The following is a 20,148-nucleotide window of genomic DNA, read 5'->3' as shown; positions in this document are numbered from 1 at the left end:
CATGACCCAGACAAGCGACCGTATCCGGGCCATCATTGCTGAACAGGCGATGCTGGATGCCGATCAGGTGACCGACAACGCGACCCCGGCAGAGCTGGGAATCGACAGCCTTGGGCTGGTCGAATCGATCTTTGCGCTGGAAGAGGAATTCGACATCACCATCCCGTTCAACGCCAACGAACCCGACAAATCCGACTTCGACATCTCGAACATGGGCAGCATCATCGCCGGCGTCGAAAAGCTGGTGGCCGCCAAGGAATGACCGGCCCAACAGCGAAAACGCCGCCGCAGCCGGCTGCGACCGGCCTGCGCCGCGTCGTCATCACGGGCATGGGCACGGTCAACGCGCTTGGCCTCGATGCGCCGACGACGCTGGCCGCCATGCGCGAAGGCCGCAGCGGGATCAGCCAGCTTGCGTTCCGCGATGTCGAGCGGCTGACCATCCAGATCGGCGCGCAGATCCATGACTGGCACCCCGAGACATGGTTCAACCGCCAGCAGATCCTGCTCTATGACAAGTTCACCCAGTTCACCCTGCTGGCCGCGAAAGAGGCGGTCGCCCAGTCCGGCCTCGATTTTCAGGGCGAGCTGGGGCTGTGCTCGGGCGTGGTGCTGGGCACCGCTGCGGGTGGGATGAACACCTGGGACGAGAATTACCGGGTCGTCTATGAAGAGGGCAAGAACCGCGTTCACCCCTTCGTCGTGCCCAAGCTGATGCACAACGCCGCCGCCAGCCATGTCAGCATGGAGTTCGGGCTGCGCGGCCCCTCCTTTACCGTCGCGACCGCCTGCGCCAGTTCCAATCACGCGATGGGGCTGGCCTTCCAGATGGTGCGGTCCGGCGGGGCGCGGGTGATGCTCGCCGGCGGGTCCGAGGCGATGCTGTGCTTTGGCGGCGTCAAGGCGTGGGAGGGGCTGCGCGTCATGTCCCGCGACGCCTGCCGCCCCTTCAGCGCCAACCGCAACGGCATGGTCCAGGGCGAGGGCGCGGGCGTCTTCGTCTTCGAGGATTACGAGCATGCGCGCGCCCGCGGCGCCGATATCCTGGCCGAGGTGGTGGGATTCGCCATGTCCTCGGACGCGCAGGACATCGTCATGCCTTCGGCCAAGGGTGCCGAACGGGCGATCCGGGGCGCGATGCACGATGCCGGGCTGAACGCCGACCAGATCGGCTATATCAACGCCCACGGCACCGGGACGGCGGCCAATGACAAGACCGAATGCGCGGCCGTGGCCCATGCCTTCGGCCATCACGCCGATCAGGTGATGATCTCGTCCACGAAATCCATGCACGGCCATTGCATCGGCGGCACCGGCGCGATCGAGATGCTGGCCTGCATCATGGCGCTGCGCGACGGCGTCATCGCGCCGACCATCGGTTACGAGGAACCGGACCCCGAATGTGCGCTGGACGTCGTGCCCAATGTCGCGCGCGAGGCGCGGGTCGATGCGGTGCTGTCGAACGCCTTTGCCTTTGGCGGGCTGAACGCGGTGATCGCGCTCAAGCGGGTCTGAGGCCGCGCGGCTATTCGGCGGCGATGTCGGCGGCCATCCAGCGCAGCCCGGCCTCGGTCGTGGTGCGCGGGCTGTATTCCGCCGACACCCAGCCCTGATAGCCCGAGTTGTCGACGGCGTGGAAGAAGGCGGCAAAGTCGATATCGCCCTCGCGCGGCTCATGGCGTCCGGGGGCGCCGGCGATCTGGATGTGGTGGACGCGGTGGCCATGCGCCTGCCATGTCCCCAGCACGTCGCCGGTGATCATATGGGCGTGATAGGCGTCGAATTGCAGCCCCAGATTCGGCGCGTCGACCGCATCCAGCACCTCTGCGGCCAGATCGTAGTCGCACATGAAATAGCCGGGCATGTCGTGCTGGTTGATCGGCTCGATGGTCAGGCTGGCATGGGGCGCGCGGGCGGTCGCCCATTTCAGGTTGGCGATCATGCAGTCACGCGCGGCAGGGCCTTCGCCCTTGCCGGACATGATGTGGATATGGCGCGCCGACAGCGCCTCGGCCACGCGCAGGGCGCGCTCAAAGTCGCGGCGAAAGCGGTCCTGCAGGCTGGGCACGGCGGCGAATCCGCGCGGACCGCCGGCCCAGTTGGGCGGCGGGCAGTTGATCAGCACCACGTCCATGCCGGATTTGCGGGCGGCCTGACGCAGCTCTCCGGCTGCGAGGTCATAGGGGAAGAGGATCTCGACGCCCTGAAATCCGGCCCGCCGCGCGGCGGCAAAACGATCCAGGATGGGCAGTTCATTGAACAGCAGCGTCAGGTTTGCGGCGAACCTTGCCATGATGACTCCAACTCGTGAAAAAGACCCGCAGAGCGCACCCCGAGCCGGCCATCAGGACCGGGGGTGGCGCGTTCTGCCAAACGGTAAAAACTCTTGCGGTCGATCCGGGCGCGCAGCCCGTTTCGGATCGCGACATAGGGCCGGGGCAGGTCGGGCGTGCCCTCGATGGTCAGGGGGTGGTCGGCATCCAGCCGCGCAGAATCACCGATATTGGTATGAAAGACGATGTCGTCGCCCAGATCGACATCGACAGCGATAAAGGGGGCGTCCTCGACCTGGATGCCGATCTTTTCGACCGGCGTCACCAGATAATGCCGCCCCTCTTCGAATTTGAGGATATTGGCGAACATGCGGACCATGGCCGGCCGGCCGATGGGCGAGCCCTCGTGCCACCAGCTGCCATCGGCGCGGATGACCAGATCCATCTCGCCGCAATAGGGGGGGGTCCACAGATGCACCGGCGCCGGGCCACGCAAGCCTTCGCGCGCGGCAGCCTCGGCGATGCCGGCTGCGCGATCCGCCGCCTGACCGGGCTGGGACGTGTCCTTGGGTGGTTTGACCATTTCACCCGCCTCCGATCCGTGTTTCATATGTCATAGTGCAGAATGGAAGCGATGTCATGACCACCGATGACAAACTGGTTGACGAGATCCTGACCCTTGGCGCCCGCCTGATCGAGGCCCGCGCCAGCATCGAGCGGCGCTTTGTCGGCCAGCACGAGGTTGTCGAGCAGGTTCTGGCGGCGATCCTGTCGGGCGGCCACGCGCTGCTGGTCGGGCAGCCGGGGCTGGGCAAGACGATGCTGGTCGATACGCTTGCGACGGTTCTGGGGCTGGAAGACGCGCGCATCCAGTTCACCCCCGATTTGATGCCCGCCGATATCCTGGGGTCCGAGGTTCTGGACCAGACCGCCGATGGCCGCCGCGCCTTCCGCTTTGTCGAGGGGCCGGTCTTTACCCAGCTTCTGATGGCGGATGAGATCAACCGCGCGAGCCCGCGCACCCAGTCCGCCCTGCTGCAGGCCATGCAAGAGGGGCAGGTCACCGTCGGCGGCGCGCACCGTCCGCTGGGCCGGCCCTTTCATGTGCTGGCGACCCAGAACCCCATTGAACAGGAAGGCACCTATCCGCTGCCCGAGGCGCAGCTCGACCGGTTCCTGATGCAGATCGACGTCGATTACCCCGACCGCGACACCGAACGCGCGATCCTGCTGGCCACGACCGGCGTCATGGATGACGCGCCCCATGCGGTGCTGCAACCGGGCGAGCTGCTGGCCGCGCAGGCGCTGATCCGGCGGATGCCGGTGGGCGAATCGGTGGTCAGCGCGATCCTCGATCTGGTGCGCGCGCTTCGGCCCGGTCCCGACGCCGAGCCCTGGGTGGCCGAGGCGCTCAGCTGGGGGCCGGGGCCGCGCGCAGCGCAGGCGCTGATGCTGGTGACGCGCGCGCGGGCGGTGCTAAACGGCCGCTTCGCGCCGACGCTGGACGATGTGCAGGCGATGGCCGCGCCGGTGCTGCGGCACCGCATGGCGCTCAGCTTTGCGGCCCGCGCGGCGGGGCAGAGCATCGACGGCCTGATCGCCCGCGTCCGCGATACACAGGGCCGGCAGGCGGCGTGAACGGCACCGGCGCCAGCACGGCCGCGCTGCGCGCGCAGGCCGAGGCGGCAGCCAATGCCCTGCCGCCCCTGACCCTGTCCGCCGGTCCCGCCGCGCTGAATTTCGGTCACGGCGCGCATGGTCTGCGCCGCCCCGGCTCGGGCGAGGATTTCTGGCAATACCGCCTCGCGCATCAGGGCGACACCGCCGCCGCCATCGACTGGCGCCGCTCGGCCCGGGGCGATCTGCAATTCGTCCGCGACCGCGAGCGGCAGGTGGCGCGGCGCGCGACCTTCTGGATCGGGCGCGGCGCGGGGATGGGCTATGCCGGGCAGGGGACGGCACCGGGCGGGGCGCGCGAAAGCAAGCTCGACCGCGCCCGGCTGATCGCACTGGCGCTGTCGCTCTCGATGATCCGGGCGGGCGAGCGGGTGGGGATGCTGGGCGCGCAGGCCGGGACCGGCGCCGTGCAGGCCAGCCGCATGACCGAGACGCTGGCGCGGCTGCTGCCGCTGCCCTCGGAAATCGACAGCCCCGACCCGACCAGCCTGCGGCGCGGGCAGGCGATCATCCTGATGGACGATTTTCTGTATCAGGACAAGGCGCTGGATGCCTTTCTTCATGCCGTTTCGGGGATTGGCTCGGGCGGCATCATGCTGCAGATCCTGCACCCGGACGAGGAGGATTTCCCCTTCGAGGGCGCGATCCGCTTCGAAACTCAGGGCGGGCTGACCCACCAGACCCGCGACGCGAACGGCCTGCGTGACGCCTACCGGACGCGCCTGTCGCTGCGGCGCACGGCACTGGCCGAGATGGCGGCGCAGGCGGGGTTCATCTTCGGCACGCATCATCTGGGGCAGCCGGTGTCGCAGGCGTTGATCTGGGCGCATGGGGCGCTGACGGCGCGGTAATGGCGGCAGGATCGGCGTTGAACTCGGGCGGCGGGGCGGAACGGGCATGATGGTGCGGCGATGATGATGCTGGGACCGATCGGCTTTGCCGCGCCCTGGCTGCTGCTGGGGCTGGCCGCGCTGCCGCTGCTGTGGTGGCTGCTGCGCGCGCTGCCGCCGGTGCCGCGCCGGGTGCGCTTTCCGGGGACGGTGCTGCTGGCCGGGCTGGTCGATCCGCAGCCGGTGGCGCGGCGCACGCCGTGGTGGCTGCTGATGCTGCGCCTGCTGGCGGTGGCGGCGGCGGTGCTGGCCTTTGCCGCGCCGATCTGGCGCCCGGTGGCCGACCCCGCGCCCGAGGACGCCTTGCTTATCGTCATGGACGCGGGCGCCACCGCCGCGCCCGGCTGGGCCGCCGCCCGCAGCCGCGCCATTTCAGCGGCCGAGGGCGCGATGTCGCGCGGCGCGCCGGTGGCCCTGCTGCTGGCCGATGGGCAACAGACCGCCGCCCTGACCTTCAGCGCCGATGACAGCCTGCCGGCCGCCTTGCGCGCCGCGCAGCCGCAGCCTTGGCCCGCCGCCTATCCGCCCGATCCGGCCCCGCTGCTGGAACACGCGCCCGCCGCCGGGCTGGGGACGCTGTGGCTCAGCGACGGGCTGGACCATCCGAACCGCGCCGCCTGGCTGATTGCGCTGGCCGCGCGCGGCACGGTCCGCGTGGTCCCGCCCGCCACGCCGCCGCATGTGCTGCGCATGACCCGCGACGGCCACCCGCCCGGTTTCGAGGTGCAGGCGACCACCCCGACCGCGCCCGACATTCTGGCGCTCGGCCCCGATCCACAGGGCATCCCGCGCGAACTCGCGCGGCTGACGCCCGGCCCGGCGCAGGTTGAGGCCGGCATCACCCGCCGCCCCGTCACCGCGGATCTGCCGCCGGAACTGCTCGGCCGGGTCACGCGGTTTCAGCTGGACGGGGTCGAGTCCGCCGCCGCTGTCGTGCTGGGCGATGACCGCTTGCGGCGCCCGGTGATGGCGGTCGTCGGCCCCGGCCCAAGCGCGGATGAGGGGCAGGCGCTGCTGTCGCCACGACACTTCATCCTCAGCGCGCTGGACGGTCCGGCCCGAGCGATCGAGGCGGGGCTGTCCGACGCCATCGCCGCCAAGCCCGATGTCATCGTGATCCTCGACCGCGCCGGTCTGCCGGCCGCGGGGCCGCTGGCCGAGTGGGTCGCCGGGGGCGGGATGCTGATCCGCTTTGCCGGGCCGCGCATGGCCGCCGCCCCCGATCTGGCGCTCGAGCCGTTGCTGCCGGTTGCGCTGCGGCCGGGCGGGCGCGACATGGGCGGCGCGCTGAGCTGGGGCGAGCCGCGGGCGATCGCGCCCTTTGACCCCGACGGCCCCTTTGCCGGGCTGACCGTGCCGCGGGATGTGACCGTCCGTGCGCAGCTGATGGCCGAACCCTCGCCCGATCTGTCGGCGCGCAGCATTGCGGTGCTGTCCGACGGCACGCCCTTGGTGACGCGGGCGGGTTACGGGCAGGGGCAGCTGGTGCTGTTTCACTCGACCGCCAATGCCGACTGGTCCTCGCTGCCGATTTCGGGGCTGTTCGTGCAGATGCTGCAACGGCTGATCGACGGCGCCGGACGCGAGATCGCCGACACGCCCAGCCTGACCGAGGGCGGCAGCTGGACGCCGCTGCGCCTGCTGGATGGCTTTGGCCGCTGGAACGATTCGCCCGACCCGGTGCCGGTCGCGGCCGAGGTGCTGGCGCAAGGCGCCTCGCCCCAGGTGCCCGCCGGCATCTATGCCTCGGGTGAGCGGGTGGTCGCGGTGAATGCGGGCGCGCCCATCGCCCGCGCCGAGTGGCCGGGCGCGCAGATCGAGGCCGCCGGCGCGCCGGGCCTGCCGCTTCAGGCGTGGCTGCTGCTGCTGGCGGCACTGGCGCTGATGCTCGACCTGCTGGGCAGCGCGGCGCTGCGTGGCGGGGTGCAGCGCCGGGGCGGGCTGGTCGCGATACTGGCGCTGGCGCTGCTGATCGCGCCGCAGGACCTGCGCGCGCAGGAGGGTCTGATCCCCGACCTGTTGCTGCCCTATAACCCGCTGCCCCCTTCCGAAAGCGAGGCGCCGGAGACCGCGCAGCTTGACCCCGATCTGGTCCGGGCGGCCTCGCATTTCGCGCTCGCCTATGTGCTGACCGGCGATCCCGAACTGGACGGGCTGTCCCGCGCCGGGCTGACCGGGCTGTCGCAGACGCTGGCCGCGCGCACCACGGTCGAGCCATCCGCCCCCGTCGGGGTCGATCTGGAAACCGCCGATCTGTCGCTGCTGGCGTTTCTTTACTGGCCAGTCGGGGACCGCCAGCCGCTGCCCTCGGCGCAGGCCTATCTGCGGCTGAACCGATTTTTGCGCGGCGGTGGGATGATCCTGTTTGACAGCCGCGACGCCGATCTGGCCGGCAGCAGCGCCGATGCCTCGGGCGATCTGCGCCGGCTCGCGGGGCCGCTGGACATGCCGCAGCTGCAGATCGTGCCGCGCGATCATGTGCTGACGCGCAGCTTCTATCTGCTCGACAGTCTGCCCGGCCGCTTTGACGGGGGCCAGGTCTGGGTCGCTGCCGACGCCGCACCCGAGGGCGGGGCGGCGGTCAATGACGGCGTCTCGCCCGTCGTCATCGGCGGCAATGCCTGGGCCGAGGCCTGGGCGGTGGATCAGCGCGGCCTGCCGCTGTTCGCCGTGGGCAGCGGCTTTGACGGCGAGCGGCAGCGCGAAATCGCCCATCGCTTCGGCGTGAACCTGATCATGTATGTGCTGACCGGCAACTATAAATCCGACCAGATCCACGTCCCCGCCCTGCTGCAGCGATTGCAGCGCGAGCAGTTGCGATGAACTGGGACGGGCTGATCCTTGACCCTCTGCTGGCGCCGCTGATCGGGCCGGATCTGGCCTGGTGGCTGGTGCTGGCCGTGGCGGTGGGCGTGGTGCTGGCGGTGGCTCTGGGCCTGTGGCGCGGGTTGCGCGGGGTGTGGTGGCGGGCCGGGACGCTGGCGCTGATCGCGCTTGCGCTGGCCGGGCCGGGGCTCGAGCGGGGCAGCGCGCAGGCGCTGTCGGACATCGTGATCCTGCTGCGTGACCGCACCGCCAGCCAGTCCTTGCCGGGCCGCGCCGCGCAGGCCGAGGACGCCACGGCGAGGATCGAGGCGCAGTTGGCGCAGATGCCGGGCCTCGACCTGCGCCGGATCGAGGTCGATGACGACCCCGACGGCAGCTTGCTGGGCGCGGCGCTGTCGCGCGCCATCGCGGCCGAGCCGGCGAACCGTCTGGCCGGGGTGATCGTCGTCAGCGACGGGCTGAGCCATGATGCCGCCGCCATCCCTGACACTGCGCCCGCGCCGGTGCATTTCCTGCAGACCGGCTCGCCGCAGGACTGGGACCGCCGCATCGTCATCGATGAAGCCCCGCGTTTCGCGCTGATCGGGCAGCAGACCACGATCCGCCTGCACATCGCCGATGAGGGCGCGCGTCCCGACGATGGGGGCCGCCCCACCACCCTGACCGCGCGGCTGGACGATCAGGTGATCGCCACCGTCGCCGTCACGCCCGGCACGCAGGTCGAACTGCCGGTGACGCTGGAACGCGCCGGCGCCAATGTGATCACACTCTCGGTCGAGGGTGAGCCGGGCGAGCTGACCGCGCTTAACAACCAGACCGCGCTGACCATCAACGCGGTCCGCGACCGGCTGCGCGTGCTGCTGGTCTCGGGCGAGCCCAATCCCGGTGAAAGAACCTGGCGCAACTTGTTGAAGTCGGACGCGAACATCGACCTGATCCACTTCACCATCCTGCGCCCGCCCGAGAAATTCGACGGTGTCCCGGTCGAGGAACTGGCCCTGATCGCCTTCCCGACCCGAGAGCTGTTCACTGAGCGGATCGCGGATTTCGACCTGATCATCTTCGACCGCTACCGGATGCGCGGCATCCTGCTGCCGGAATATTACGACAATCTGCGCCGTTATGTGGACGAGGGCGGCGCGGTGCTGGTCTCGGCCGGGCCGGAATTCGCGGGCGTGGACAGCCTTGCGCGATCGGCGCTTGGCACGGTGCTGCCCGCGCGGCCGACCGGGCGCGTGATCGAGATGCCGCTGACCCCCGAACTGACGCCGGAAGGCCGGCGTCACCCGGTCACCGCCGATCTGCCCGGCGCCCCGCCGCCCCCCGGCGCGCCGGTGCCCGATGACGTCTGGGGTCGCTGGCTGCGGATGGTGGAAACCGTCCCGCGCCCCGATGCCGTCGTCGCCATGACCGGGGCCGACAACCAGCCGCTGCTGATGCTGCGGCGGCAGGGCAAGGGGCGGGTGGCGCTGATCGCCTCGGACCAGATCTGGCTGTGGGGACGGGGGTTTGAGGGCGGCGGGCCGCAGCTCGACCTGATGCGGCGCGTGGCGCATTGGGCGATGAAAGAGCCCGAGCTCGAGGAAGAGGCGCTGACGCTGGCCGCACCCCGCGGCGAGACCATCGAGATCCTGCGCCGCAGCCTGACCGAGCCCGAGACGCCGGTGGTGATGACCGCGCCCGATGGCAGCACCGCGCAGGTCGCGCTGTCGCCGGCCGGGCCGGGCCGCTTTACCGGCCGCTTTGTCGCGCCGATGCCGGGGCTGTACACGGCGCGACAGGGCGATCTGGTCCGCTCGATCGCCGTGGGCCCCGCCTCGCCGCGCGAATTCGAGCGCACCGTCGCGAATGGCGCCGATCTGGCCGGGCTGACCGAAGCCTCGGGCGGCAGCATCAATCTGCTGTCGGACGGGCTGCCGGAGCTGCGCCGCACCGGCCAGGGGCGCGCGACCGACGGGCAGGGGCTTTCGGGGCCGTGGATCGGGCTGGTCGAGCGCAAGGCCGAAACCGTCACCGGCCTCAGCCGAAATCCGCTGCTGCCCGGTTGGGGCTGGCTGCTGCTGATCGCGGGTGCGATGCTGGGGGGCTGGCTGCGCGAGGGCCGCCGCGCCTGAGGGCCGCGCGGCTTGCCAATCCGGCCCCGGCTTTGCTAGCTGCTGATACGCAACCTTCCGAAAGGGACATCATGGCCGACACCACCCCTGCCGAAGCCGATATCGGCCTGATCCAGCGGATGATCCCGCATCGCTATCCGTTCCTGCTGATCGACCGGGTCCGCGACATCGTGCCCCATAAATCCGGGGTCGGGATCAAGAACGTCACCATCAACGAGCCGCATTTCCAGGGCCATTTCCCCGGCCAGCCGGTCATGCCCGGCGTCACCATCGTCGAGGCGATGGCCCAGACGGCGGCGGTGGTGGTCTGCGCCAGCCTCGATCTGGCCGACAAGGGGATGAAGACCTATTTCATGGCCATCGACAAGGTCAAGTTCCGCCGCATGGTGGTGCCGGGCGACGTGCTGGAACTGCATGTCGAGGCGCGGCGCGGCGGCGGGCGGATCTGGAAATTCGCCGGCCGCGCCATGGTCGGCGATGAACTGGCCTGCGAGGCGGAATTTACCGCGATGATGGACCAGTCCGCGACCGCGACCTCGACCGCCGATGCCCCCGCTGCTGGCCGCAATGACGGCTGACACACGCATCCACCCCTCGGCCATTGTCGAGGCCGGGGCCGAGCTGGGGCAGGGGGTCGAGATCGGCCCGTTCTGCGTCATCGGCCCCCGCGTCAGGCTGGGCGACGGGGTGCGGCTGGCCTCTCATGTGGTGATCGGCGGCGACACCCGGATCGGGGCAGAGACGCGCATCTTTCCCTTTGCCTCGATCGGGCAAGAGCCGCAGGATCTCAAGTTCCGGGGCGAGGATACGCGGCTGGAAATCGGCGCCCGCAACCGCATCCGCGAATATGTCACCATGAACCCCGGCACCAGCGGCGGGGGCGGGCTGACCCGCATCGGCGATGACGGGCTGTTCATGGCCAGCTGCCATGTCGGCCATGACTGCCGGATCGGGGACCGGGTGATCCTGGTCAACTCGGTCGCCGTCGCCGGTCATTGCGTGATCGAGGATGACGTCATCGTCGGCGGGCTGTCCGGCATCCACCAATTCGTCCGTATCGGGCAGGGCGCGATGATCGGCGCGCTGTCGATGGTGACCGCGGATGTCGTCCCGCACGGGCTGGTGCAGGCCCCGCGCGCGGGGCTGGACGGGCTGAACCTTGTCGGGCTGAAACGGCGCGGCATCAGCCGGGCCGAGCTGGCCGAACTGCGCGCGGCCCTTCAGCGCCTGCATGGCGGCGCGCTGCGCCCCACCGCGCAAGAGATGCAGGACGAGCAGAACGGCCCGCTGGTGCAGCAGATGCTCGACTTCATCCTCGGGCCCTCGGACCGCAGCTTTCTGAAGCCGTTATGAGCCGCACCGCCATCATCGCCGGTCAGGGCGCGCTGGCGCCCTCGATCGCCGCGCGGCTGGACAATCCGGTCATCGCGGCGTTGGAAGGGTTCTCGCCACCCATGCCGCATCAGAGCTTTCGGCTCGAGCGGCTGGTCCCCTTCTTCGACTGGCTGACCACGCAGGGCGTAGACCGCGTGACCTTTGCCGGGGCCGTGCGTCGCCCGCGTCTCGACCCCGAGGCGTTCGATCCGCGCACCGCCAGCCTGGTGCCGCGCATCCTTGCCGCCATGCAGACCGGCGACGATGCCGCCCTGCGCGAGGTTGTGGCGCTGTTCGAAGAGGCCGGCTTTACCGTCGCCGGCACCGCCGAAATCGCACCGGAACTGGTCCCCGGCCCCGGCATCCTGTGCGGAGAGCCGAGTGCCGCCGACATCGACGACGCCACCCGCGCCGCCGAGATCGTCGAGGGGCTGGGACATCTGGATATCGGGCAGGGCGCGGTGGTGGCGCAGGGCCTGTGCCTCGCCGTCGAGACCCTGCCGGGGACCGAAGCGATGCTGGATTTCGTGGCCCTGCACCGCGATCAGCGGCCGCGCCTGAACGGGCCACGCGGGGTGCTGTGGAAGGCGCCGAAGCCGGGGCAGGACCGGCGCATTGACCTGCCCTCGATCGGGCCGGACACGGTTGGGCAGGTGGCGCGGGCCGGTCTGGGCGGGGTGGCGTGGCAATCGGGCGGGGTGATCCTGCTCGAGGCGGAAGAGACCGCGGAACAGGCCCGCGCGGCAGGCGTTTTCTTGTGGTCGCGTTAGCGTCTGGCAAGGGGAAGGGTTCGCGATGAAGCTGTTTCTGATCGCGGGCGAGGTGTCGGGCGACAGACTGGGCGGGGCGCTGATGGGGGGGTTGTCGGCGCTGTCGCCGGGTCTCGGCTTTGACGGGATCGGCGGGCCGGACATGGCCGCGCAGGGGCTGGTCAGCCGTTTCCCGATGGAGGAATTGTCGCTGATGGGGATCGCCGAGATCCTGCCCAGATACCGCCATCTCAAGCGCCGCATCCGAGAAACCGCCGAAGTGGTGGCGCAGACCGCGCCCGATGCGTTGCTGACCATCGACAGCCCCGATTTCTGCCTGCGCGTCGCGCGTCAGGCCCATGAGATGGGGTTCACGGGGCCGGTGATTCACTATGTCGCGCCCTCAGTCTGGGCCTGGCGCCCCGGCCGCGCCGCGCGGATGGCGAGGTTCGTCGATCATGTGCTGGCCCTGCTGCCCTTCGAGCCGCCGCTGATGCAGGCCGCGGGAATGAGCTGCGATTTCGTCGGCCACCCGGTCGTGGCCGAGAAACGCGCCTCGGCGGCCGAGGGGCTGGCCTTTCGCGCCGCCCATCACATCGCCGAGGACGCGCCGCTGGTGCTGTGCCTGCCCGGCTCGCGCCGCAGCGAGGTCGCCCGCCTCGCCCCGCGCTTCGACGAGGCGCTGATCCGCCTGCGCGACCGCATTCCCGAAACCCGCGTGGTCATACCCACCGTGCCCGGCGTCTCGCGCATGGTGCGCGACATGACACGCCGCTGGCCCACCGCCCCCATCGTGGTCGAGGCCCCCGCCGACAAGCGCGCCGCGTTTCAGGCGGCGACCATTGCGCTGGCGGCGTCGGGGACGGTCAGCCTTGAACTCGCCGCCAACCGCCTGCCGATGGTGATCGCCTATGACATGGCGCCGCTGTCGCGCTGGCTGATCGGGATGCTGTTGAAGACCGATACGGTGACGCTGGTCAATCTGGTCAGCGACAGCCGCGCGATTCCCGAATTCCTCGGCCGCGACTGTCGCGCCGGTCCCATCGCCGACGCGCTGCTGGACCTGCTGGAAAGCCCGGAACGTCGTGCCGCCCAGATCGACGCCATGGTGCTGACCATGGAACGTCTGGGCGAGGGCGGCCCACCGCCCGGCCTGCGGGCGGCGAAGTCGGTGCTGGATTTCATCGCCAAAAGCCGCGGGGCGTGACCGCCGGCGAATATGACCGCCGCCGGCCTTAGCGCCGCGCCTGGATCCAGCCGCCCCCCAGCACCCGCGTCCCGCCGGTCTCATAGAAGACACAGGCCTGGCCGGAGCTGACGCCCTCTTCGGGGTCGAGCAACTCGACCTCGGCGCTATGGGGACCGGCCGGGCGCAGGATCGCGGCGCGCGGCGGGCGGGTCGAGCGGATGCGGACCATGATCTCGCGCGGGCCGTCCTGAAACGCGCCGGGGCCGATCCAGTTGACCTCGGCCACCGGCACGATCCGCGTCGACAGCGCCTCGCGCGGGCCGACAATAACCTGCCGCGCGACCGGGTCGAGCCGCACGACATAAAGCGGATCGCCCAGACCGCCGATCCCCAGACCGCGCCGCTGCCCGATGGTATAGTGGATCACGCCTTGATGCTGGCCCAGCACATTGCCGTCCACGTCCACGATCTCGCCCGGATCGGCCGCGCCGGGACGCAGCTTTTCGATCACCGCGGCATAGTTCCCGTTCGGCACAAAGCAGATATCCTGACTGTCCGGCTTGTCCGCGACCGACAGACCATAGCGAGAGGCCAGCGCCCGCGTCTCGTCCTTGCTGGCCAGATGGCCCAGCGGAAAGCGCAGGAAATCTAGCTGCTCTTGCGTGGTCGAGAACAGGAAATAGCTTTGGTCGCGGGTCGCGTCGGCGGCCATGTGCAGCTCGGCGCCCTCGGGCCCCATGCGGCGCTGGATATAATGGCCGGTCGCCATGCAATCGGCGTCCAGATCGCGCGCGGTTTCCAGCAGATCGCGGAACTTCACCCGCTCATTGCAGCGGATGCAGGGCACGGGGGTCGCGCCGGCCAGATAGGCATCGGCGAACTCGTCGATCACCGACTCGCGGAACTTGTTTTCATAATCAAGCACATAATGCGGGAAACCGATCCGCTCGGCGACCCGGCGCGCGTCGTGGATGTCCTGCCCGGCACAGCAGGCGCCTTTTTTCGCCAGCGCCGCGCCGTGATCGTAAAGTTGCAGCGTCACGCCGATGACGTCATAGCCTTCCTGCGCCAGCTTGGCCGCCACGACCGAGCTGTCGACGCCGCCCGACATGGCCACGACGACGCGGGTTTGCGCTGGCGGCTTGTCGAAGCCAAGAGAGTTCACCCCTGCGACGGGTGGATGTGCGGTCATGACGGTCATGGAATGTCCTGAAATCTGTCATCGGCCAAGCCGATAATCCCGAAAATTATAGGAATATTTGCCGGATCTTCAAGGGCGGGGTTCACCCTCGCTTAAGCTGTTGGCCCTAAAGCTTTCTGCAACGGAGGTGACCATGTATCTGCGAAAATCCTCGGGACCGCGCACGGTCAATCTGCCGGATGGGTCGGTCATGACGCTGGCGGACCTGCCTGACCCGTCGGTGCGATGGGTCGCCAGCCGCAAGGCGCTGGTGGTCAAGGCGGTCAGCTGCGGACTGCTGACCCGCGACGAAGCGATCAGCCGATACAGCCTGTCCGAAGAAGAATTCGACAGCTGGTGCAGGGCCATCCGCGACCACGGCGTGAAGGCTCTGCGGGTCACGGCGCTGCAGAATTATCGACAGGGGTGAGGCGCGCGGGCACAGGTCAGAATACACCCCAAGGTTGCATAAAATCCGCGACAACCAACGGTAACGTGATATTAACGAATTGAAGCGAATTTGAAATCAATGGAACGATTCGCAAACGAGGGCTGAGCCATGCGTATACTTCTGGTTGAAGACGATCCGTCGACCGCGCGCAGTGTCGAAATGATGCTGACCCATGCCAGCTACAACGTCTTCCTGACCGATATGGGCGAGGAAGGCATCGATCTGGCCAAGCTCTATGACTATGACCTGATCCTGCTCGATCTCGACCTGCCGGACATGAACGGGATGGAGGTGCTGCGCCAGATCCGCATGTCGCGCGTCGACACGCCGATCCTGATCCTGACCGGCTCGGACGACACCGAAAGCAAGCTGCGCGGTTTCGGCTTCGGCGCCGACGACTACATGACCAAGCCCTTTCACCGCGAGGAATTGATCGCCCGGATCGCGGCGATCATCCGGCGCTCCAAGGGGCATAGCCAGGCGCTGATCCGTACCGGCGATCTGGTGGTGAACCTCGACGCGCGCTCGGTCGAGGTGCATGGCAAGGCGGTCAACCTCACCGGCAAGGAATACCAGATCCTTGAACTTCTCAGCCTGCGCAAGGGCACGACGCTGACCAAAGAGATGTTCCTGAACCACCTCTATGGCGGCATGGACGAGCCGGAACTCAAGATTATCGACGTCTTCATCTGCAAGCTGCGCAAGAAGCTGGCCGAGGCGCTGAACGGCGAAAACCACATCGAGACGGTCTGGGGCCGCGGCTATGTGCTGCGCGATCCACAGCCGGCCGACAGCGAACGGCTCGCGGTCGGGGCGTAGCGGCGGATCCCTCCCGCCTCTGCCACGCCCCTGTCCAGGTGGCGGCAGCGTCCCGCTCCGTGACGCTGCCGCCGCTTGCGGCATCTGGCATCGTTCCGCCGGCCGGGTTACACCCGGCACAGGCCGCAGGCATCGGCCGCGAAAGGCAGTTTGGGGGGCGATCATGGCCGCATCGGATCAGCGCGAGACCTCTGGCAATCCGGCCGGGGCGGGCGAGGAGGCGATGGCATGGGCGCGTGAGGAAACCGCCGCTGCTGAGCTGACGCCGGCTCAGGCAGAGCAGCGCATCGCGGCGCTGTCGGCCTTTGTGGCGCAGGCCAATCTGGACTATCACCAGCAGGACGCGCCGACGATCAGCGACGCCGATTACGACCACGCCAAACGCCGGTTGCAGGCGCTCGAAACCGCGTTTCCGGATCTCGCGCAGCCCGACAGCCCCTCGGCGCAGGTCGGGGCCGCGCCCTCTGACGCCTTCGGCAAGGTCGCCCATGCGCAGCGCATGATGTCGCTGGAGAACGCCTTTGCCGAGGACGAGATCGCCGATTTCGTCACCCGCATCCGCAGCTTCCTGAACCTGCCGGCCGAGACCCAGCTAAGCTTCACCGCCGAGCCAAAGATCGACGGCCTCTCGCTCTCGCTGCGTTACGAGGGCGGGCGGCTGACCCAGGCCGCCACCCGTGGCGACGGCATGATCGGCGAGAACGTGACCGCCAACGCACTGACCATTCCGGATATCCCCAAGACCCTCGCCGGCGATCCGCCCGAAATCCTCGAGGTCCGGGGCGAGGTCTATATGAGCCACGCCGATTTTGCCGCGCTCAACGCCAGCGACAGCGGCCGGACCTTCGCCAATCCGCGCAATGCCGCGGCGGGCTCGCTGCGCCAGCTTGATCCGGCCATCACCGCCGCCCGTCCGCTGCGCTTTTTCGCCTATGCCTGGGGGCAGGTCAGCGCGCCCTTTGCCGACACCCAGATCGGCGCCATCGAGGCGTTGGAGGGTTTCGGCTTTCAGGTCAACCCGCTGACCCGGCTCTGCCACGACACGACCGAGATGCTGGCCCATTACGCCCGGATCGAGGCGCAACGTGCGACGCTTGGCTATGACATCGACGGCGTGGTCTACAAGGTGAACGACCTTGGGCTGCAGGCCCGGCTGGGCTTTCGCTCGACCACGCCGCGTTGGGCCATCGCCCACAAGTTCCCGGCCGAAACCGCCTGGACCCGGCTGCGCGAGATCGAGATCCAGGTCGGCCGCACCGGCGCGCTCTCCCCGGTCGCGCGGCTCGATCCGGTGACGGTGGGGGGCGTGACGGTCTCGAACGCGACCTTGCATAATGAGGATTACATCGCCGGGCTGAACAGCATGGGCGAGCGGATCCGGGGGACCGATATCCGCCCCGGCGACTGGGTGCAGGTCTATCGCGCCGGCGACGTGATCCCCAAGATTGCCGATGTCGACGAGTCCCGCCGACCGCTGAATACCGCCCCCTATGTCTTTCCCGAGACCTGCCCGGAATGCGGTTCCGACGCGATCCGAGAGCCGGGCGATGCCGTGCGGCGCTGCACGGGCGGGTTGATATGTCCCGCGCAGGCGATTGAAAAACTGAAGCATTTCGTCAGCCGCGCGGCTTTCGACATCGAGGGGCTGGGCGCCCGCCAGATCGAGGCGTTCTATCACGACGACAGCCTGCCGATCCGCACCCCCGCCGACATCTTCACCCTGCAGGCACGCGACGCCGCCGGGCTGGCGCGGCTGAAGAATCGCGAGGGCTGGGGCGAGACCTCGGCCCGCAACCTCTTCGACGCCATCGAGGCGCGCCGGCGGATCGGTCTGGCGCGGCTGATCTATGCGTTGGGCATCAGGCATGTGGGCGAGGTCGCGGCCAGCGATCTGGCCCGGCACTTCACCTCGTGGAGCGCGTTTGCGCAGACCGTCGATGCCGCGATCCCCGCCGCCGAGCGTCAGCTTCAGGCCGATGAGGCGGTTCTGCAGGAACGCACCGTCGCCGCCGCCGAGGGCCGTCGTGCGCGGATATCGCAGACCCGCGAGCAGGTGCTGGCCGCCGAGCCGGCGCTGCCGGCGGACGCGTTGGCGGCCTATGCAGAGCTGACCTCGATCGACGGGATCGGCGATGTCGTGGCCCAATCGCTGTGCGCGACCTTCGCCCAGACCCGCGAACGGGCCGAGATCGAGGCGCTGCTGACGCATCTGCAGGTCCTCGACGCCGAGGCCCCGGCGACCGAGGGCAGCCCCATCGCCGGCAAGACCATCGTCTTTACCGGCACGCTGGAACGCATGACCCGCGCCGAGGCCAAGGCCCGGGCCGAGGCGCTGGGTGCCAAGGTCGCGGGGTCGGTCTCGGCCAGGACCGATCTGGTCGTCGCGGGGCCGGGGGCGGGATCCAAGGGCGCGAAGGCGCAGGCTTTGGGGGTCGAGGTGATTGACGAGGACGCATGGCTGCGCCTGATCGAATAGCACCCAGGGGCCGCCCGCCGATCCTGTTTCCGCTGTTTGCCGGCGTCGAAACCCTGCCCGGCATCGGCCCAAAGGCGGCCGCCGCGCTGGAGGCCATGGCGATCACGCGCCCGCGCGACCTGTTGCTGACCCTGCCGACCGGCGGGGTGGCGCGGCGGTCGGTCGCGGATCTGTCGGATCTGCGCCCGCCCGAGATCATCACCGCGACCGTCACGGTGACGCGGCATGTGGTGCCCGCGGCACGCGGGCGGCCGCATCGGGTGATCTGCAGCGACGGGGCGCGCGATCTGGTGCTGGTGTTCTTCCACGCGCGGCGCGACTGGCTGGAACGCGAACTGCCGGTGGGACAAAAGTGTATCGTTTCAGGCAAGGTCGAATTGTTCGACGGTGTGGCGCAGATCGTGCACCCGGACCATATCCTGCCAGAGACCGATGCCCCACCGGCGGGGTTCGAACCGGTCTATCCGCTGTCGGCCGGTCTGACGCAGCGGGTTCTGGCGCGGGGCGCCGAGGCGGCGCTGGCGCGTGCGCCCGAGCTTGGCGAGTGGATCGACCCGTCCTTGCTGCGCCGCGAGGGCTGGCCCAACTGGCGCGCGGCGTTGCAGCAGGCCCATGCCCCGCACGGCCCGGGCGATCTGGCGGCCAGCGCGCCGGCGCGGTCGCGGCTGGCCTATGACGAGCTCTTCGCCCATCAGATCACGCTGGCGCTGGCCCGGCGTCAGAACCGGCGCGGCAAGGGGCGGCCCAGCCGCGGCGACGACCGCCTGCGCCGCCGCGTGCTGCAGGCGCTGCCCTGGCCGCCCACCGGCGCGCAGAGCCGGGCGGTGGCCGAAATCGCCGCCGACATGGCCTCGGACGGGCGGATGAACCGGCTGCTGCAGGGCGATGTGGGCGCGGGCAAGACGCTGGTCGCCATGCTGGCGCTGCTGATCGCGGTCGAGGCGGGCGGGCAGGGGGTGATGATGGCTCCGACCGAGATCCTCGCCCGCCAGCATCTGCGCGCGCTGCTGCCCCTGGCCGAGGCTGCGGGCGTGCGGATCGAGGCGCTGACCGGCCGCGACAAGGGCGATGCGCGGGCCAATATCCTGGCCGATCTGCATGCCGGACGGATCGACATTCTGGTCGGCACCCATGCCGTGTTTCAGGACGAGGTGCGCTTTGCCGATCTGCGCCTGGCGGTGATCGACGAACAGCACCGGTTCGGCGTGGCGCAGCGTTTGAAGCTGTCGGCCAAGGGCACCACCGCGCCGCCGGATGTGCTGGTGATGACCGCGACGCCGATTCCGCGCTCGCTGGCGCTGTCGCAATATGGCGATCTCGACCTGTCGGTGCTGGACGAAAAGCCGCCGGGGCGAAAGCCGGTGACGACGGTGATGCTGGACGACCGCCGCCTGGACGAGATTGTCGAGCGGGTGGGCGTCGCCATTGCGGGCGGGGCGCGGGCTTATTGGGTCTGCCCGCTGGTCGAGGAATCAGAGCTGTCCGATCTGACCGCCGCCGAGGCGCGGTTTTCGGCGCTGCGGGCGCGGTTCGGTCCGGCGGTGCGGCTGGTGCATGGCCAGATGCCGCCGGATGAGCGCGACAACGCCATGGCCGATTTCGCCGCCGGGCGCGCGCAGATCCTGGTCGCGACCACGGTGATCGAGGTGGGCGTGGATGTGCCGGAAGCCTCGATCATGGTCATCGAACGCGCCGAAAGCTTCGGTCTGGCCCAGCTTCACCAGCTGCGCGGGCGCGTCGGGCGCGGGCAGGCGGCGTCGTCCTGCGTGCTGATGTACCAGGCGCCCTTGTCCGACACCGGCTCGCGCCGGTTGCAGGCGCTGCGCGATACCGAGGACGGCTTTCGCATCGCCGAGGTCGATCTGGCCATGCGCGGCGCGGGCGATCTGATCGGCACCGCGCAATCGGGCCTGCCCCGGTTCCGCATCGCCGATCTGGAACGTCAGGCGGGGCTGATGCAGCTGGCCCAGTCGGACGCGCGGGCGTTTCTGGAGCGCGATCCCGACATGACCTCGGACCGGGGGCAGGCGGTGCGGGCGCTGCTTTGGCTGATGGAGCAGGATCAGGCGATCAGATTGATTCACACAGGTTAACATGTTCTTAAAAAGTTCTTGCGACTCGGGCAGGAAT

The 20,148-nt window shown here is 69.4% G+C and carries 17 protein-coding genes; 14 read left to right on the top strand and 3 right to left on the bottom strand.

Translation table 11 applies throughout. From position 1 onward, the window contains the following. Position 1: 1 nt before the first annotated feature. Both CYR75_RS08720 and CYR75_RS08715 read left to right on the top strand, forming a co-directional pair. Positions 2 to 262: an acyl carrier protein gene (locus tag CYR75_RS08720; RefSeq protein ID WP_101499684.1), complete on the top strand. Its 261-nt coding sequence runs from the start codon at positions 2 to 4 to the stop codon at positions 260 to 262. A 44-nt stretch (positions 263 to 306) separates the two neighbouring features. Then, positions 307 to 1,515 (top strand): beta-ketoacyl-[acyl-carrier-protein] synthase family protein, encoded by a 1,209-nt coding sequence (locus CYR75_RS08715; protein ID WP_101500964.1) that lies wholly within the window; start codon positions 307 to 309, stop codon positions 1,513 to 1,515. A 10-nt stretch (positions 1,516 to 1,525) separates the two neighbouring features. On the opposite strand, the gene CYR75_RS08710 is transcribed toward CYR75_RS08715, so the two are convergent. Further along, positions 1,526 to 2,293: a hydroxypyruvate isomerase family protein gene (locus tag CYR75_RS08710; protein WP_101499683.1), complete on the bottom strand. Its 768-nt coding sequence runs from the start codon at positions 2,291 to 2,293 to the stop codon at positions 1,526 to 1,528. Next, entirely contained in the window at positions 2,269 to 2,856 is a 588-nt protein-coding gene (locus tag CYR75_RS08705) for a DUF1285 domain-containing protein (RefSeq protein WP_101499682.1), read from the bottom strand. The genes CYR75_RS08710 and CYR75_RS08705 overlap by 25 nt, the downstream gene beginning before the upstream one ends. Positions 2,857 to 2,912: 56 nt before the next feature. On the opposite strand from CYR75_RS08705, the gene CYR75_RS08700 reads away from it, so the two are divergent. From CYR75_RS08700 to lpxB, 8 genes are all read left to right on the top strand, one after another. Continuing rightward, complete coding sequence (locus CYR75_RS08700; protein WP_101499681.1) at positions 2,913 to 3,911, top strand: AAA family ATPase; 999 nt, start codon at positions 2,913 to 2,915, stop codon at positions 3,909 to 3,911. Further along, positions 3,908 to 4,801 carry a DUF58 domain-containing protein gene (locus CYR75_RS08695; RefSeq protein WP_225972659.1) on the top strand — a complete coding sequence of 298 codons (894 nt, stop codon included), beginning with the start codon at positions 3,908 to 3,910 and terminating at the stop codon, positions 4,799 to 4,801. Before CYR75_RS08700 ends, CYR75_RS08695 begins: the two co-directional genes overlap by 4 nt. 60 nt (positions 4,802 to 4,861) lie before the next feature. Then, the gene (locus CYR75_RS08690) at positions 4,862 to 7,663 is read left to right on the top strand and encodes a DUF4159 domain-containing protein (RefSeq protein ID WP_101499680.1); all 2,802 of its coding nucleotides are present in this window, start codon (positions 4,862 to 4,864) and stop codon (positions 7,661 to 7,663) included. After that, entirely contained in the window at positions 7,660 to 9,780 is a 2,121-nt protein-coding gene (locus tag CYR75_RS08685) for a hypothetical protein (protein ID WP_101499679.1), read from the top strand. Before CYR75_RS08690 ends, CYR75_RS08685 begins: the two co-directional genes overlap by 4 nt. Positions 9,781 to 9,851: 71 nt before the next feature. Then, entirely contained in the window at positions 9,852 to 10,358 is a 507-nt protein-coding gene (gene fabZ, locus CYR75_RS08680; RefSeq protein ID WP_101499678.1) for a 3-hydroxyacyl-ACP dehydratase FabZ, read from the top strand. Beyond that, positions 10,348 to 11,133, top strand: coding sequence for an acyl-ACP--UDP-N-acetylglucosamine O-acyltransferase (gene lpxA / locus CYR75_RS08675; RefSeq protein WP_101500962.1), 786 nt, complete (start codon positions 10,348 to 10,350; stop codon positions 11,131 to 11,133). Before fabZ ends, lpxA begins: the two co-directional genes overlap by 11 nt. Further along, positions 11,130 to 11,924: an LpxI family protein gene (locus CYR75_RS08670; RefSeq protein ID WP_101499677.1), complete on the top strand. Its 795-nt coding sequence runs from the start codon at positions 11,130 to 11,132 to the stop codon at positions 11,922 to 11,924. Before lpxA ends, CYR75_RS08670 begins: the two co-directional genes overlap by 4 nt. A gap of 25 nt (positions 11,925 to 11,949) precedes the next feature. Continuing rightward, positions 11,950 to 13,110, top strand: a complete 1,161-nt coding sequence (lpxB, locus tag CYR75_RS08665; protein ID WP_101499676.1) for a lipid-A-disaccharide synthase — start codon at positions 11,950 to 11,952, stop codon at positions 13,108 to 13,110. A gap of 28 nt (positions 13,111 to 13,138) precedes the next feature. On the opposite strand, the gene mnmA is transcribed toward lpxB, so the two are convergent. Further along, a complete protein-coding gene (gene mnmA / locus CYR75_RS08660) occupies positions 13,139 to 14,284 on the bottom strand; it encodes a tRNA 2-thiouridine(34) synthase MnmA (RefSeq protein WP_101500961.1) in 1,146 nt (381 codons plus the stop codon). 142 nt (positions 14,285 to 14,426) lie between these two features. On the opposite strand from mnmA, the gene sciP reads away from it, so the two are divergent. From sciP to recG, 4 genes are all read left to right on the top strand, one after another. Beyond that, complete coding sequence (gene sciP, locus CYR75_RS08655) at positions 14,427 to 14,702, top strand: CtrA inhibitor SciP (protein ID WP_101499675.1); 276 nt, start codon at positions 14,427 to 14,429, stop codon at positions 14,700 to 14,702. A gap of 129 nt (positions 14,703 to 14,831) precedes the next feature. After that, the gene (gene ctrA / locus CYR75_RS08650; protein ID WP_101499674.1) at positions 14,832 to 15,542 is read left to right on the top strand and encodes a response regulator transcription factor CtrA; all 711 of its coding nucleotides are present in this window, start codon (positions 14,832 to 14,834) and stop codon (positions 15,540 to 15,542) included. A 223-nt stretch (positions 15,543 to 15,765) separates the two neighbouring features. Further along, positions 15,766 to 18,018 carry an NAD-dependent DNA ligase LigA gene (gene ligA, locus CYR75_RS08645; protein WP_101500960.1) on the top strand — a complete coding sequence of 751 codons (2,253 nt, stop codon included), beginning with the start codon at positions 15,766 to 15,768 and terminating at the stop codon, positions 18,016 to 18,018. After that, positions 17,997 to 20,111 (top strand): ATP-dependent DNA helicase RecG, encoded by a 2,115-nt coding sequence (gene recG / locus CYR75_RS08640; RefSeq protein ID WP_101499673.1) that lies wholly within the window; start codon positions 17,997 to 17,999, stop codon positions 20,109 to 20,111. Before ligA ends, recG begins: the two co-directional genes overlap by 22 nt. The last annotated feature ends 37 nt before the right edge of the window (positions 20,112 to 20,148 follow it).

It is taken from the genome of Paracoccus jeotgali, assembly GCF_002865605.1.
Taxonomy (GTDB): domain Bacteria; phylum Pseudomonadota; class Alphaproteobacteria; order Rhodobacterales; family Rhodobacteraceae; genus Paracoccus; species Paracoccus jeotgali.
This window is presented reverse-complemented; position numbering and strand designations above follow the sequence as displayed.